15 protein-coding genes and 1 pseudogene are annotated in these 14,554 nt (G+C 69.0%); 3 read left to right on the top strand and 13 right to left on the bottom strand.

The genetic code is table 11. From position 1 onward, the window contains the following. Nucleotides 1-5: 5 nt before the first annotated feature. The 7 genes and pseudogenes from V8686_RS05620 to pyrG form a co-directional block, all read right to left on the bottom strand. A pseudogene (locus V8686_RS05620) lies at nucleotides 6-855 on the bottom strand (RAD55 family ATPase). 24 nt (nucleotides 856-879) lie between these two features. Further along, nucleotides 880-1,854, bottom strand: coding sequence for a beta-ribofuranosylaminobenzene 5'-phosphate synthase family protein (locus V8686_RS05615; RefSeq protein WP_379702981.1), 975 nt, complete (start codon nucleotides 1,852-1,854; stop codon nucleotides 880-882). Nucleotides 1,855-1,880: 26 nt separating this feature from the next. Then, a complete protein-coding gene (locus V8686_RS05610) occupies nucleotides 1,881-2,204 on the bottom strand; it encodes a cupin domain-containing protein (RefSeq protein WP_379702980.1) in 324 nt (107 codons plus the stop codon). A gap of 138 nt (nucleotides 2,205-2,342) precedes the next feature. Beyond that, complete coding sequence (locus tag V8686_RS05605) at nucleotides 2,343-3,050, bottom strand: hypothetical protein (RefSeq protein WP_379702979.1); 708 nt, start codon at nucleotides 3,048-3,050, stop codon at nucleotides 2,343-2,345. A 109-nt stretch (nucleotides 3,051-3,159) separates the two neighbouring features. Then, on the bottom strand, nucleotides 3,160-3,480 hold the full coding sequence (locus V8686_RS05600) for a DUF7126 family protein (protein WP_379702977.1): 321 nt from the start codon (nucleotides 3,478-3,480) through the stop codon (nucleotides 3,160-3,162). After that, a complete protein-coding gene (gene guaA, locus V8686_RS05595) occupies nucleotides 3,477-4,394 on the bottom strand; it encodes a glutamine-hydrolyzing GMP synthase (protein WP_379702976.1) in 918 nt (305 codons plus the stop codon). The genes V8686_RS05600 and guaA overlap by 4 nt, the downstream gene beginning before the upstream one ends. Beyond that, nucleotides 4,394-6,040: a glutamine hydrolyzing CTP synthase gene (gene pyrG / locus V8686_RS05590; protein ID WP_379702975.1), complete on the bottom strand. Its 1,647-nt coding sequence runs from the start codon at nucleotides 6,038-6,040 to the stop codon at nucleotides 4,394-4,396. The genes guaA and pyrG overlap by 1 nt, the downstream gene beginning before the upstream one ends. Nucleotides 6,041-6,244: 204 nt before the next feature. On the opposite strand from pyrG, the gene V8686_RS05585 reads away from it, so the two are divergent. Both V8686_RS05585 and V8686_RS05580 read left to right on the top strand, forming a co-directional pair. After that, nucleotides 6,245-6,559 carry an aldo/keto reductase gene (locus V8686_RS05585; RefSeq protein WP_379702974.1) on the top strand — a complete coding sequence of 105 codons (315 nt, stop codon included), beginning with the start codon at nucleotides 6,245-6,247 and terminating at the stop codon, nucleotides 6,557-6,559. 98 nt (nucleotides 6,560-6,657) lie between these two features. Beyond that, nucleotides 6,658-7,494, top strand: coding sequence for a ubiquinol-cytochrome c reductase iron-sulfur subunit (locus tag V8686_RS05580; protein WP_379702973.1), 837 nt, complete (start codon nucleotides 6,658-6,660; stop codon nucleotides 7,492-7,494). A 9-nt stretch (nucleotides 7,495-7,503) separates the two neighbouring features. Here V8686_RS05580 and V8686_RS05575 read toward each other — a convergent pair whose 3' ends face one another. Genes V8686_RS05575 through V8686_RS05565 form a run of 3 tightly spaced genes read right to left on the bottom strand, consistent with a single transcriptional unit; the run spans nucleotide 7,504 to nucleotide 10,231 of the window. Next, entirely contained in the window at nucleotides 7,504-7,779 is a 276-nt protein-coding gene (locus tag V8686_RS05575) for a ubiquitin-like small modifier protein 1 (RefSeq protein WP_379702972.1), read from the bottom strand. 38 nt (nucleotides 7,780-7,817) lie between these two features. After that, nucleotides 7,818-8,975, bottom strand: coding sequence for a potassium transporter TrkA (locus tag V8686_RS05570; protein WP_379702971.1), 1,158 nt, complete (start codon nucleotides 8,973-8,975; stop codon nucleotides 7,818-7,820). Further along, entirely contained in the window at nucleotides 8,972-10,231 is a 1,260-nt protein-coding gene (locus V8686_RS05565; RefSeq protein WP_379702970.1) for a potassium channel family protein, read from the bottom strand. The genes V8686_RS05570 and V8686_RS05565 overlap by 4 nt, the downstream gene beginning before the upstream one ends. Before the next feature lie 92 nt (nucleotides 10,232-10,323). Here V8686_RS05565 and V8686_RS05560 point away from each other — a divergent pair, with 92 nt between their 5' ends. Continuing rightward, entirely contained in the window at nucleotides 10,324-11,475 is a 1,152-nt protein-coding gene (locus tag V8686_RS05560; protein WP_379706476.1) for an NAD-binding protein, read from the top strand. Nucleotides 11,476-11,524: 49 nt separating this feature from the next. Here the strand turns inward: V8686_RS05560 and V8686_RS05555 are convergent, their stop codons facing one another. The 3 genes from V8686_RS05555 to V8686_RS05545 form a co-directional block, all read right to left on the bottom strand. Then, entirely contained in the window at nucleotides 11,525-12,913 is a 1,389-nt protein-coding gene (locus V8686_RS05555; protein WP_379702969.1) for a universal stress protein, read from the bottom strand. Between the two features lie 2 nt (nucleotides 12,914-12,915). Further along, the gene (locus tag V8686_RS05550) at nucleotides 12,916-13,650 is read right to left on the bottom strand and encodes a nucleoside phosphorylase (RefSeq protein ID WP_379702968.1); all 735 of its coding nucleotides are present in this window, start codon (nucleotides 13,648-13,650) and stop codon (nucleotides 12,916-12,918) included. Nucleotides 13,651-13,713: 63 nt separating this feature from the next. Further along, nucleotides 13,714-14,520 carry a DUF63 family protein gene (locus V8686_RS05545; RefSeq protein ID WP_379702967.1) on the bottom strand — a complete coding sequence of 269 codons (807 nt, stop codon included), beginning with the start codon at nucleotides 14,518-14,520 and terminating at the stop codon, nucleotides 13,714-13,716. Nucleotides 14,521-14,554: the final 34 nt, after the last annotated feature.

The raw sequence follows: 14,554 nt of genomic DNA, 5'->3' as shown, positions 1-14,554 counted from the left end.
GCGGCTTAAGTATTGGTCGGCCAGCGGATCTTTCGGACGCCGCTCACGTCGAAACCACCCTCGTGGACCTCCGTCTCGAAGCGGATGATGTTCTCGTCCTCCAGTCTGGCGAGGACGCCCCGGAACTCCTTGACGAACATCGTCCGGGCGCGTTTCGATCCCCCGCTCTCCCACTCGAACTGAAAGGTTCCGGAGGCGGCGTCCATCAGATGACCCAGTTCCGTCGGTTCGAGCGTCTCCGACTGCACGAGCAGGAGGATGAGCCCGCCCCAGTCGCGCCGCCTTCTGGATGCCCTTCATCAGGAGGGCGATATCGCTCCAGGACATCTCGTCGCTGACGGCGGCGACGAGGTCCGTAATCGAGTCGACGACGACGAGGTTCCCGGGCGCGTGTTCGCCGAGATACTCCCCGAGCGCACTCAGTGCGCTCTCCACCCGCTCCCGGGTCGCCAGGTCGTTCACCGACTGCGCCTCGCCGGCGTACCACTCCCGAGGGATGGGGCTCAACTGGAAGTACTCCGGCGAGAGGTCGCGGAACTGGATATGCTCGACCGCCGTCCGGACGAGGTCCTCGTCCATCGTGTAGGAGAGTTCCCGTTCGAGGTGGTCGCGGCCGGCGGTGAAAGAGACGTAGTGAATCTCCGGCGGAGGTTCGGCGGCCGCGCCCACGTCGCCGTAGTGGAGTTCGAACGCCTCGCGGTCACCGTGGTATAACCCGTTCATCGCGGCGCTGGTGTGGAGGAACTCGCGGGCACCCGCACCGGCTTCGCCGGTCAGGAGGACGACGCTCCCCGGCGGCGCACCCCCGCCGATGATCGAATCGAGACGGGCGATCCCGAACGGAATGCGGGCCATGCGCGACGTAGGACCGGTCGTGGGTTAGTCGTTGCGGCGCTCGGCGCCCCGATTCCGTCCCGCAGCGACGAAGACGCGACCGTCGACGCCCGCCGCGTCGAGGGCCGCCCGTCCCGCGGTCCGCGCCGCCGCCACCCGGTCGGCGTCGGTCACGCCGTAGACCGCCGGCCCCCACGAGGACTGCCCGGCCCCGTAGACCGACGGGTCGTCGTCGAGGGCGGCGACGAGTTCGCCCGCCGGCGGCCGGTACACCCCGCCCTGTTCGTCCGCGTACCAGGTACCGTTGAGTCGACCGACCTCCGCGACGGCGGCGCCGAACCGCTCCGCCGATCGCTCCGTGATGGCCGGCAGGACGCGGCGGAGGATCACCCCGGCGAGGCGGTCACTCGGCGCCGACGACGCCGACTCAACGGTAGAGCGCATGCTCCGGTCTTCGGCGTCGCCGCTCGGTCCCGCGGGGGTGTCGGGGACGACGACGAGAAAGCGCCAGTCCTCGGGAATCGCGTGCTGGGCCGCGACCGGCGGTACCGACCACTTGCCGATCGCGGGCCGATCGGTGGTGAAGCGCGCGGTCGGGTGGCCGACGTCGAGGACGATCCCGCCGTCCTCGAAGGTGGCGACGCCAACGCCGGATCGGCCGCCTCGTCCCAGGTCCGGCGCCCGATCCCGGACGTCGACCGGTCGGTCGTGAGCGCGCGCGACGGCAGCGAGCGTCGCGAGCGCGAACTGCGTGCCGCTCCCCAGGCCGACGTGGCGGGGAAAGCCGCCCTCGACGGACACGTCGGCGCCGTCGACGCCGAGCAGTTCGACCGCCCGGTCGGCGTACTCGCGGACCGTCGGGTGGTCGGCACCGACCGCGTCGGCCGGCGCCGCGGTGACGGACACCGACGGCCGGTCGAGGCCGACGCCGAGACTGCCGTAGAGGCGTTCGTGCGCGAGACTCAGGTTACAGAAGCCGAAGTGGAGTCGAGCGTGAGCGGTGACCGTAGTGCGAGCCATGGTGTCTCACCGGCGAGCGATGGTCGTCATCCGGACCCGGGCATCGGACAGAGGCTGGCGGTGAACACCGCCACCTCCCCCGTCTCGTTCCGGGCGCCGTGGACCACGCCACGGTCGTGGTGGACGACACCGGGCGCCGCGATGGCCTCCGTCTCGTCGCCCTGCACCACCGTCACCGTTCCCCGGAGAACGTGGAAGACGTTCGTGCTGTCGCCGTGTTCGTGGGGGCTCAGTTCCGCGCCGGGACCGAGGGCGAAAGCCTTCACCAGTACGTCGTCGCTGACCACCAGTTCGGCCGTCAGTACCTCTTCGGGGTCCGGATCGGGCGACTCCAGTCGATCGAGCGTCATGGGGTGAAAATCGACCGCCTGCGTCTTAACGGTGCGGCTTCGGTGATGCGTGACCGCCGACGGAACCGCGAGCAGTTCGTGCCGGCGGGCAAGGGGGCGTGCGGCCCCGAACCGGTCACCTCGACGATCCGGCGTCGATTAGCGGGCGGCACCGCTCGTCGCGGGACCGAACGCCCCGAGATTACCCGAGAGGAACGATCCGAGCAGATCCTGAATCGCCGCGACGTGGCCGGGGACCCGTTCCGAAAGCGACGCCGGTGGCCCCTGCTGGGCGGACGCGCCGGCCCGGGCGTTCGCCGAAGCGTCGGCCTCGGCAGTCGCGTTTTCGTCGTCCTCGTCGGCAGCGCCCTCTTCGCTCTCGTCCGCTTCCTCCTCACTCTCGTCTTCCTCGCTCTCGTCCGCTTCCTCCTCGCTCTCGTCTTCCTCGCTCTCGTCCGCTTCCTCCTCACTCTCGTCTTCCTCGCTCTCGTTCTCTTCCGCGTCGTCTTCCATCTCGAATTCGCTCTTCTCGAGGGCGAGCGAACCGTTCTCGACGACGTACTCGCCTTTCAGTTCGGCGCTAGCCGTCTCGACGGTCACCTCGAACGAGTCGTCGTCCGGACGGTCGACGGTCACGGTTCCGTTGGCGTCCGTCTCGCCGACGGACTCGCCGTCGACGGCGACGCTGACGTTCTCGACGCCCGCGTCGCCGCGGGTCACGGTGACCGAGACGGTCCCGTCGTCGAGCGTCGTCTCCATTCCGTAGGCGTCCCGACCGGTGTCGTACGTGCTCCCGGCCGCTGCGCCGACGCCGGTGGCGGCCACCAGCACGGCGAGCAGAATCGCGAGCGGTTTCGTGGCGGACATTGCACTCGTCACCAGTGGTGCAGCCCACTTCAACCGTACAGAGCGTAAACCCGAATTTCGGCGTTTCGAACGCCATAAACCCAATTTAAGTCGAGTTAAGCGTCCGATCTCAGGCCAGTTCCTCGGCGACCATGTCGACGCCAAACAGCGCCGGGTCCATCGCGAGGTCGGCCTGTCCGCGCACGAACTCCGGGAGGGAGTCGTGGCTGTAGACCACGACCCGCACGTCGGGGTTGCGGTCCTTCGCGACGGTGATCGCCGTCGCTTCGTCGAGGTCCGTGAGGACGAACAGGTCCGCGTCGGCCAGACCGGCGTCGTCGAGGACCGCGGCGGTGAGGACACCCTCGACGCGGGCCACCTCGATGCCCTGTGTCTCCAGTGCCGTGCCGAGACCGGCGTCGTCCGGACCGGCGAGGATGGCTCGAGTCACTCGTACTCGATGGTCGCGGGCGGTTTGTGAGTCACGTCGTAGACGACCCGGGCGACGTTGTCGTTCTCGCCGGTGATGCGGCTCTGGATGCGCTGGAGCGTCTCCCACGGGAGATTCTGTGCGCGCGCGGTCATGCCGTCGCGGCTCTCGACCGAGCGGACGGCGACCACCCAGCCGTGGACGCGGTTGTCCCCCTTGACCCCCGTCGCCTTGCCGATGACGGCCGCGAAAGCCTGCCACGGGTCGTGTTCTTCGACCTCCTCCTCGACGACGTGACACGCCTCGCGCGCGACGTCGAGTTTCTCCTCGGTCACTTCACCGAGGATGCGGACGGCGAGTCCCGGTCCGGGGAACGGCATCCGCTCCGAGACCACCTCTTCGAGGTCAAGCGCGCGCGCCACCTGGCGAACCTCGTCCTTGTAGAGGTCACGAACGGGTTCGACGATGCCCTCGAAGTCGATGACGTCGGGCAGGCCGCCGACGTTGTGGTGGGACTTGATGTTACCCTCGCTCTCGATGCGGTCGGGGTAGATGGTCCCCTGGACGAGGTAGTCGGCGTCGGCGTCCCGAGCCTCGCGTTCGAACTCGCGGATGAACCCCTCACCGATGGCGTGGCGTTTCTCCTCGGGGTCGGTCACGCCAGAGAGGGCGTCGAGGAACCGGTCCTGTGCCTCGACGATCCGCAGGCTGTCCATGAAAGAGAACGTCTCGCGGATCCCCTCGGTCTCGCCTTTCCGCATCAGCCCGGTGTCGACGTAGACGGGCGTGAGGCGGTCGCCGATGGCGCGGTAGGCCAGTGCGGCCGCGACAGAGGAGTCGACGCCGCCCGAGAGGGCGATGATGGCGTTCGCATCGCCGATCTCGTCGGCGATTTCCTCGGTGGCCTCCTCGATGAACTCGTCGACGTCGACCATCAGGCCTCCACCTCCCGTTCGTCGGCAACACGGTCGAGAACGGCGTCGACGAGTCCGACGAAGGGCGGACTCGCGCGGTCGGGTCGCGAGCGGAACTCGGGGTGGAACTGTGTCCCCAGGAAGTAGGGGTGGTCGTCGAGTTCGACGATTTCCATACGGTTCCCTGCGCGCCCGGAGAAAGTCAGTGCACCGGCTTCGAGGTCGTCGATGTACTCGGGGTTTACCTCGTAGCGGTGGCGGTGGCGCTCGGTACAGGAGTCGGCGTCGTACACCCGGTGGGCGAGGGTGCCCTCGACGAGGTCCGTCGTGTGGGCGCCGAGACGCATCGTCCCGCCCAGATCTTCGAGGTCGTACTGTTCGGGCAGGAGGTCGATCACGGGATAGGGCGTCTCCTCGTCGATTTCCGCGGAGTGAGCGCCGTCGAGACCGAGGACGTTCCGTGCGTACTCGACGACGGCCATCTGGAAGCCGAGACAGAGCCCGAGGAAGGGCACGTCGTTCTCGCGGGCGTAGCGGATCGCCTCGATTTTTCCTTCGGCACCGCGCGAACCGAAGCCGCCGGGGACGACCACCGCGTCGGCCTCCCGGAGGCGTTCGGTGTGATGGTCGCGCATCTCGTCGGCGTCGACCCAGAGCACGTCCACGTCGACCTGTTTCTCGATGCCCGCGTGCTTCAGCGCCTCGTGGATCGACATGTAGGCGTCTTCGAGGGCGTACTTGCCGACGAGCGCGACCTGAATCTCACCGGTCCGTTCGCGGGTGACGAGTTCGCGCCACCGGCTGTCCCGCTCCGCTTTCGGGAGCGCCTCGTCCGCGATGTTCAGGCGCTCCATCACGTACTCGTCGAGGCCTTCTTCCTCGACCATCAGCGGAACGTGGTAGATGTCCTCGACGTCGGGGTTGGAGAAGACGGCGTCGGTCGGGACGTCACAGAACAGCGCGATTTTCTCCTTCGTTTCCGGGTCGAGGCGGTCCTCACACCGGCCGACGAGGATGTCGGGTTGGAGACCGATCGAACGCAGTTCTTTCACGCTGTGCTGGGTGGGCTTGGTCTTCTGTTCCCCGTTTTTCGAGTACGGGACGAGCGTCACGTGGGTGAAGAGGACGTCGCCTTCCGCTTCCTCGTGGGCGAACTGCCGGAGTGCTTCCAGGTAGGGCATTCCCTCGATGTCGCCCACGGTCCCGCCGACTTCGACGAGACACACGTCGGTCCCCTCGGCGGCCTCGCGGATGCGCCGCTTGATGTCGTCGGTGATGTGCGGGATGATCTGGACGGTGTTGCCCAGGTAATCGCCCGCACGCTCCTTCTCGATGACGTGTTTGTACGTCTTCCCGGTGGTGACGTTGTGGTCGAAGGTCATGTCGGTCCCGAGGAACCGCTCGTAGTTCCCCAGGTCCAGGTCGACCTCGCCCCCGTCTTTCAGCACGTACACCTCCCCGTGCTGGTAGGGATTCATCGTCCCCGCGTCCACGTTGAGGTAGGGGTCGATCTTTACCGCAGTCACGTCGAAGCCCGCGTTCGACAGGAGACGGCCGGTGCTGGCGGCCGTGATTCCCTTGCCGAGACCGGACATCACCCCGCCGGTCACGAAAACGAACTTCCGACCCAGTTCCGGGTCGTACCCTGTCTCGGGTTCCGTCGGCATAACGACCCTGCGCGAGCGCGCATCAAAATCGTTTCGCCTGGCCGGTCGGCGTGCGGTCGACTCGCACGCCTCGGCGACGGTGGCCGGGCGTCGCGGCCGCAGGATTCGAGACGATGGGCACCGACGACCACCTGTAGACCTCCCCCACTTCGGCGGCCCCCGGCCGCCCACCAGGTAGAACTCCACCCGCTATGACAGCAGAGGGTGCGCCGGGAACGCGCCCGACGGCACGACTACTGGGTCGTCGCCTACGCACCCATCGCGCGCAACGCCGTCGCGGACGTCCCCGAGAGTCGGGCGGTGGCGGAGAAACACGACGCCACGCCGGCACCGGTATCGCTCGCGTGGGCACTCTCGAAGGAGCACGTCGCCGCCGTACCGAAGTCGGGAACGCCGAGTCACATCCGAGAGACCGACGCGGCGCGCGAGTTCGAACTCGACGACGAGGACGTTGCTCGCATCGACGGTATCGAGGCGGAAGATCGGGTCGTCGACTTCCCGAACGCCCCGTGGCACTGACCGGAGTGCGGCCACGCTGACGACGGCGATTTTCGGTCGACGGCGGGCGTTGCCGGGCACTTCGTCATGCTTTTCACTACCCGCTCCAAGGTTCAGATATGAGCGCGGACGACAAATATCCCGAAGAGAGCGGCCGGCGACGGTTCGTGAAAGGGGTCGTCGGTGGCTCGGCGCTGGCCGGTGTCGGTGCCGTCGGGACGGCCACCGTCAACAGCGCGACCGCCTCGCCAGGTGCCGGTGGCGGGAGCACCCAGGCGTGGGCCATCGAGAACACAGGGGGGCCGGCACCGCGTGGAATGCCTCAGATCCCCATCGAAATCGACTCGGAGGGGTACATCAAGGGCGTCTGGCCCACCGTCGAAACCGTCACGCAAGGGGGGCGACAGGTCCAGATTGCCGAGATGGAACTCGGCGGCTCGACGTACTCCTCGGAGTGGTTCCAGTACTGCGGTGTCGAGGGGTACGCGGGCATCCAGCCAGGGTACGAGAGCGACAACTACTTCCGCTCCGGATCGAACCCCGCCTACGACTGGCAGTCCGCCAACAAGGAGGAGGGCGACCGCCTCCACGTCGACGACTTCAGTGACTACGAGGAGTGGGGTAACGGCATCGGCGACGCGGGCACCGGCAAGCCCGCGACCGGTCGGTGGCGCTCGGAGGACGCCGACGACGTCATTCCGATCCAACTGCTCCGCAGTACGCGCATCGAGGAGGCCGCCCAGGACGACGAGTGGCTGCAGGCGAGTACCTCCGAAGGGTTCATCGCGTGGCTCAACAAGTGTACCCACTTCTGCTGTGTGCCGGGATACAAGCAGTCCGGCGACGTCGCCCGGTTCGGGGACCCGAACAGCGTCTACTGTCAGTGCCACCAGTCGACGTACGATCCGTTCAACCTCGTCCAGACGCTGTTCGTCTCGCGGCCGCGGCCCGACTGATCCGCTCTTTTAGCCGCCGCTCACCGGCGGGAACAGCGCGAGTTCGTCACCGTCGGCGAGCGTCGTCTCCAGCCCGTCGGCCGTCTGCACGTTCTCGCCGTTTCGAAGGACGTTGATGTGATCGGCGACCGCTCCCGAGTCGTCGAGGACACGGTCACGAAGCGCCGGCCGCGACTCGAACAGTTCGTCGAGTGCGTCGCCGACCGTCGCGCCCGGTCCGGCGTCGACGCGGATCTCCCGATCACCGGCCACCTCCGCGAGGTCCGCGAACAACTTCCACTGCATGCGCGTGTCTCGCGCCCCGTCGGTCAAAGGAGTTGCGTCTAGGCGGGGGTACTGCGCGCGTCGAGGCGGCGGAAGGTCTCGGGGCGACCCACGAGATACACCTCGTCGCCGACGGCGAGCGTCCGGTCGCGGGCGAGCGTGTCGATCCCTCCATCGAGAGCCTTCACCGCGACGACGGTGGCGTCGAGGTCCCTGACGGCCGTGCCGACGAGGTCGCTTCCCTCGTCGACCGTGACGGCGTACATCGTCTCCTCGGCCGCCCGGAGGAGCGAGGCGAACTCGCGTTCGGCCTGCGGTTCGGACGGGAGCGTCACCAGTCTGTAAGTCTCGGCGGCGGCGAGTAGCGACGCATCCTCCTCGTCGACGGCGATGGTGGCCACGTCGTCGACGTGCGCCCGAAGTTCGGCCGTGAGCAGCCGTTTCGGCTCGGGATCGGTCCGCCACACCTGGACGCGGTCACCGGGGCTGGCGCCGTTGGCCGGATCGGCCCGGACGGCGACGGCGACGGTACCCGGCGCGAGCGTCGGCCCGATGCCGGTCGCCCGACTACCCAACGCGAGATACGCGACGGTGCCGTCGACTAGGTCCACGTCGACGTGACCCACGTCGTAGTCGTCCTGCAGGCGGGAGACGAGGCGGGCCTCCAGATCGGCGACCGTCAGCCGCCGAGGGAAGATGAGCGTCTTGCCCGCGAGCGTCTCCTTGGTCGCGCGAGCGACGGGATCGTACCCCTCGATGTCCTCGATGTCGTCGGGGTCCTCGGGCAGTGTCACGTCGGTGATCCGGCCGACCGAGCGGACGAGACGGCTCACCTCCACGTCGAGTTCCCTCGCGCCGGTGAACGCGAACACGTCGGTAGCGACCCGGTCGCCGACGAGTCGACCGACCGGAGCGGCGACCGCTCCCACGCCGAGCGAGAGGGCGTTGAACACGATGCGGGCGGGCGAGAAGATGGTCGTCTCGCCGCTCAGGAGGTCGGTGAACACACCGACGGTGTTGAGCGTCAGCGCGACCACCGAGAGGCCGAGCAGCATCGACAGCCAGAGTGGGAGACGGAATTTGGTGTACCAGCGATACGCCAGCGCGGCGATAGCGCTGACGAGGGCGGCACCGGCGCCGAGCGCGAGCAATCGCGTGACCGTGCGCACCAACGAGGGATCGACCGCCGGTACCGACACCTGGAGGATCACGGTCACGCGACCGCCTCCCGGAACGCGACGACGGCGTCGAGTTTCCCGACCACGAACAGGTCGTCGTCGGCCGCGAGCGCCTGCGCGCCCCGGGGAGCGAACTGCCAGCGCCCCTCGTGGCGCACGGCGAGGACGGACACGCCGTAGGTGTCCCGCAACGCCACGTCGCCGATGGTCCGACCGGCAATGGAGGCACCCTCCCGGATCGTGACCTTCCGGACGCGGTTGCCCGCCTGTCGGAGGAGGCTGAGGAGTTCGTACTCCCGCCGCGTCCCGCGGGAACGGACGACGAGGCGGTTCACGGTCGACCCGAGCAACGACTCGGCCCCGCTGGCGTCGACGGCGGCGGTCAATCGCCCCTCGCCGCCGTCGGCCACGGGGAGCGTCGGCGACGGGGACACCGAAGTCGTCCCGGCGTCGGCCTCGCCGTCGCTCTCGTCCGGTCGCGCCGTGGCGGCCGTGGCAGCCGTGGCGGCCGTGGCGGCGTCGCGGGCACCGTTACTCCGGAAGCTCACGACGCTACCGTCGTAGGGTCGGTCGGCCGTCACGAGCGACACGTCGTCGCCGCGTGCCATGCCGGTCGGCAGGAGGGCGCGCACGGACACGCCGCGCTTGCCCGGCGGAATCCGCTTCGAGAGGCCACCGAGCGGCGGGGCGGCGCTCACCGTCGCCCGCGCCCGTTCGTCGAGCGTGACGGCTACGTCGGCGAGGTCGAACTCCGTCCGGAGGCGATCGGCCACCCGCGACTCCAGTTCGACGACCGGCAGATCCGCGGGGAAGGGGGCCGTCCACTCCCGGACCTCCCGGCGCAGGTCGGCCGGGACGGGCGGGTACCCTTCCACGTCGCCCACTTCGCCGGAGACGGAGACCCGAACCTGCCCCCGGCCGCCGGCGAGTTCGACGACGTCAGTCGAGAGAGTCCGCTCGGTGAGTTTGCGAAGCGACAGTCTTCGGGGGAACTCAACGCCCATCTTGTCGCCGGCGTTGTGGGCGTACAGCGAGAGCATCAGGACGACGACGACGGCGACGGTCAGACGGATCTGGTTCGCGGACTGGGTGAATGTGGGGTCGTTCAGCGCCAGCAACCCCCCGTTGACGCCGGCGATGGCCACCGCGAGAACGACCACACCGAAGGCGGGGACGGTGACGCCCGTCACGTACTTGAACACGAATCCCAAGGCCCACGAGACGAGGGCGGGGATGATCCCGGTGAGAACCCCGAGATAGATGCCGAAGAGGACTTCGACCGGAAAAGATGCCATAGTCGGGGCACGACGCCGATGCCTAAATCGCAAGGGGAGCGTGGCGTGACACACCCTTTATCAATCCAGTCCGCGAGAACGTAGGCATGGCTGTGAGTCGCGGCGAGCGACTCGTCGGCGTTCGGGCCGCGGTGGGGTTGACGCTCCTCGCGGGCGCGCTTTCGATGGTGACGGGCATCGTGCATATGGGCTCACCCGTCGGCCGACCGCTCGTCCCCTTCGTTCCGCCGGTGGCCCGCACCACCGCAGGGTTCACCGGCACGCTCACCGGCTTCCTCCTCCTCGGGAGTGGCCTCGGCCTGCGCCGGGGGTTGCGGGCCGCGTGGTACGCCACGCTCTGCTTGCTCGTGGTGTCGGCGGGCCAGGGGCTGGTCCAGGCGAGCGAGACGTCGATTCCGCTGGTCGCACTGTCGGTGCTCGCCCTGCCCGCCGTCGCGCTCAACCGCCGCCGATTCGACCGCTCGGTCGACCTCTCGGCGACCCAACTCGCCGCCCTGTTGGCGCTCGGGGGGTCGCAGGTGTACATCACCACGGGCGCCTACGCCCTCCGCGAGGAGTTCGGGGGCGTCGAGACGCTCGTCGACGCCATCTACTTCGCCGTCGTCACCTCCAGTACCGTCGGCTACGGCGACATCACTCCCCAGACGGCGGTGGCCCGACTGTTCGGCATCTCGGCGCTCGTCGTCGGGACGGCGAGTTTCGCCATCGCCCTCGGTGTCCTGCTGACCCCCGCCATCGAAGCCCGACTCGTCAAGGCACTCGGAAAAATGACACAATCAGAACTCGACTTGCTCGACGACCACATCCTCGTTCTCGGCCACGGCGACCTGACCGAGGCGATCATTCAAGAACTGCGCGGAAAGGCGACGTTCCTCGTCGTCGTCCCGGACGGGGAGAAAGCCCGGGCGCTCGGCGAGCGGGGCATCGATACGCTCACCGGCGACACCAGCGACGAGGGAACGCTCCGGCGCGCCCAAATCGAGGAGGCACGGGCCGTCGTCGCGGCGACGAACGACGACGGGGCTGACGCGCTCGCGGTGTTGACGGCGCGGCAACTCGCACCCGACGTCCACATCGTCGCGGCGGCGACCCAACGCGAGAACGTCGACAAACTCCGTCGCGCGGGAGCGGATACGGTTATCAGCCCCGCGAGTATCGGCGGCCACCTGCTCGTCGAGTCGGCACTCGGGGGACGGGACGTGGACACGGAAGCGATCGCGGACCGCTTGCTCAAGGAGATTTAGGGAGCTACCGGAACGAACCGAGCGCCGTCGAGTCACGTCGGCGGGAGCGCTAGGGCCGCCCTCGGTCGACGACCGCCACGTCACAGTCCACGTCGCGCAGGCGTTCGAACGTCGGCGGCGAGAGGAAACGGGAGGCGCGCGAGCGGTCGCCCGAGGAGCCGACCACCAGCAGGTCGTACGCGGCGGCGTTGGCGCCGATGAAGTCGGTGACGGCGCCCCGCGCGACGCGTGTCTCCACGTCCACGTCGACCGTCTCCGCGAGGTCGGCCAACCGCGATTCGGCGCTCCGTCGCTCCACTTCGGCGTCGATACAGGTGCAGACGCTCAGACTGCCGCCCCGACCGGCCAGCCGCGCCGCGAAATCGAGCATGGCGTGGGCGGTGTCACCGGGGCGAGCGACCGTCACGAGCACGCGCCGCCAGCGTCGCTGTCCCGTCGTCGACCGGAAGGCGACGGCGTCGAACCGACTGTTGAACACGCCACGAACGTAGGTCGAGAGCAGGCCGCGGTCCTCCTCGTACGGCGTGACCACGAGGTCGCAGTTGGTGTTCGTCGCCGTCTGGACCGTCGTCGAGACGGGGACGCCCCGCGCGACGACCACCTCGCAGGGGACGCCGGCCCGCGTGCGCACCGTCCGCGCAGTCTCTTCCAGTCGCTCCGCCATCTCCCGCGTCTCCACGGGGTTCTCGGGCGCGTCGACGGGCGCATCGTCCTCGTCGAGGATACCGAGCAACACCACCTTGCCGGCGTCGTGGGCGGCGGCGAGGGTGGCACCGAACAGCGCCGTCGCCTCGGCGGCCGGCGGGTCGCCACGCATCGGCACGAGGACGTGGTCGTCGCCCCGTGCGGTGTCGTAGAGGTACTGTGCGCGTCGCTCGTAGAACCGCGAGCGCCAGAGGGTGAAGACGCCGGCGACGAGGGCGCCGAAGACGGCGACGCTCGTCACGTAGGCCTCGGGAGTGGCGTCGTCGGTGGCGAGGACGAGCAGTGCCGTCGAGAAAGCCGCCGGCTCCTCCACGTCGAGAAGCCACGTCGCGACACCGGTCAGGAAGATAGAGAGGGCGGCGCCGGTCGGCGAGACGACCGCGCCTGTGGCCAGAAACGGCGTCGAGAGCCGGAGTGCCGCCCAGCCACACAGCGCGCCGACAACGAGGCCGACGGTGAACTTCCAGGGGGAGGCGTAGCGGCCTTCGGGGTCGGCAAAGAGGGTGTACGCACCGGAAGCGAGCGGTGGGAAAAGCAGGAAGGAGAGTTCGGCGAGCGCGTTCGAGATGACGGTGACCAGCCCGATGAGCAGGGGAACCGCCACCAGCACCGTCAGGTGGAGGAGGTTGCCGGTGTGTTGGATCCAGCGGCCGAACGCCGCGAGTTCGCGCCGTTCGAATCGTCGCAGCCGACGGACGAGGGCGACGGCGCGGGCGAGCACCCCCTCCAACATCGTCAGCCGAGGGTCGCGGCGGCGTCGAGAGCCAGTTCGATCATTCGCTCGACGTTGTTCCGGGCTTTCGGCGGGAGTTCGTCCTCGGCCGTGTCGCCGCTTCCCTTCTGAGTACCCTTCACGAGGTTACCGTCGACGGTGCAGATGGCGCCGGCGCGCAGGCCCTTCCGGCGGGCGAGGGCGAAGAGCGCGGCCGCCTCCATCTCCACGGCGAGGAGACCGGCCGCCTCCCAGTCCTCGACGTAGTCGTCCGTCTCGGCGTAGAAGGCGTCGTCGGTGACGATGGGACCGACGTGAACGTCCTCGCCGGCCGCCTCGGCGGCGTCGGAGAGGGCACGCACCACCTCGAAGTCGGGGACTGCGGGGTACTCCACCCGCTCGTATCGCTTCGTCGTCCCCTCCTCCTTGGCGGCGCCGGTGGCGACCACCATGTCGCCGATTTCGACGTCCGCCTGGAGCGCCCCGGTGGTCCCCGGCCGAATCACGGTGTCGACGCCGACGGCCGCGAGTTCCTCCAGCGCGATGGCCGCCGAGGGCGAGCCGACGCCGGTCGAACAGACCGTCAGGGGGACGCCCGCGTACTCGGCGTTGAGCAGGCGATACTCCCGGTTGTGAGCGAGTTCCACCACCGCGTCGCAGTGGTCGGCGATCCGCTCGACGCGCCCCGGATCGCCGGGCAGGAGCGCCACGTCGTGAACGTCGTCCTCGTCGACCCGCAGGTGAGGCTGGATGGCCATACCGGGTCCATCCGCGCCGTGGAGAAAATACCCTCGGCTCGGTTGGAGCGGCGACCGGAGGACTCAGGCGACGGCGAACAGCAACACGTTGTGGACGCCCGGGCCGAGTCCCACCGCGGCGACGAAGCCGAGGAGGAGTCGGCCCTCCGTCGGCGCCTCGCGGACCGTCTCGGTCAGCAGAGCGACCACCGCTCCGGCGACGACGAGTTTCACGAGGACGAACAGCCACCCGCTCCCGAAGAGGTCGGCGGTCGGGAGCGACGCCGAGAACTCGAGGATGGCGGCGGAGAGCGGCGTTCGCTCCTCGAATCCGAGGAGGTCGATGCCGACGGCGGTGGAGACGCCGTCGAGGGCGTGGCCGAGGACGGCGAGGGCGCCGATCCGTCCCGTGATCGACACGCCGGGACGAACCCGTCGGAGGAGGAGCCACCCCGTCGCGGCGAGAATTCCCGTGCCGACCAGGATACCGACGGTCGGCCCGAGGCGGAGCGATCCGCGAGCGACGCCCACGGCGGCGACGGCGGCGACGACGGGCAGGAAGATCGCGGCACCGACGGCGCCCAGGAGTGTGGGGGTGTCGCGGGTCGTCGTCGTGGCGCCGAGCCACGTCGCCCCGGCGAGGACGGCGACGGTGAGATACACCGCCGGCGTGCCGGCCAGCGGGCGAATCGGACCGGGAAGCGTCTCGAGGGCGTAGAGGACGTGGAGGGCGGAGCCGAGGACCATCCACGGCGTCGCGGCGAGGACGAGTCGCTCGGTCACCGGCGGACTGCGGCGGGAGAGGAGGAAGCCAACGGTGGCCAACGCGAACAGGAGGGCGAGCAGGTAGGGCAGGGGCGGCAGGGCGAACCCTTCGGGGAGGAGCGCCATGGGGAGTAGGCGGCGAGTCGCCGGGAAAGCCTTA

This window comes from Haloplanus litoreus (assembly GCF_045690335.1).
In the GTDB taxonomy this organism is placed as follows: Archaea; Halobacteriota; Halobacteria; order Halobacteriales; family Haloferacaceae; genus Haloplanus; species Haloplanus litoreus.
The sequence above is the reverse complement of the archived record's forward strand: the minus strand, read 5'-3'. Positions and strand labels throughout refer to the sequence as shown.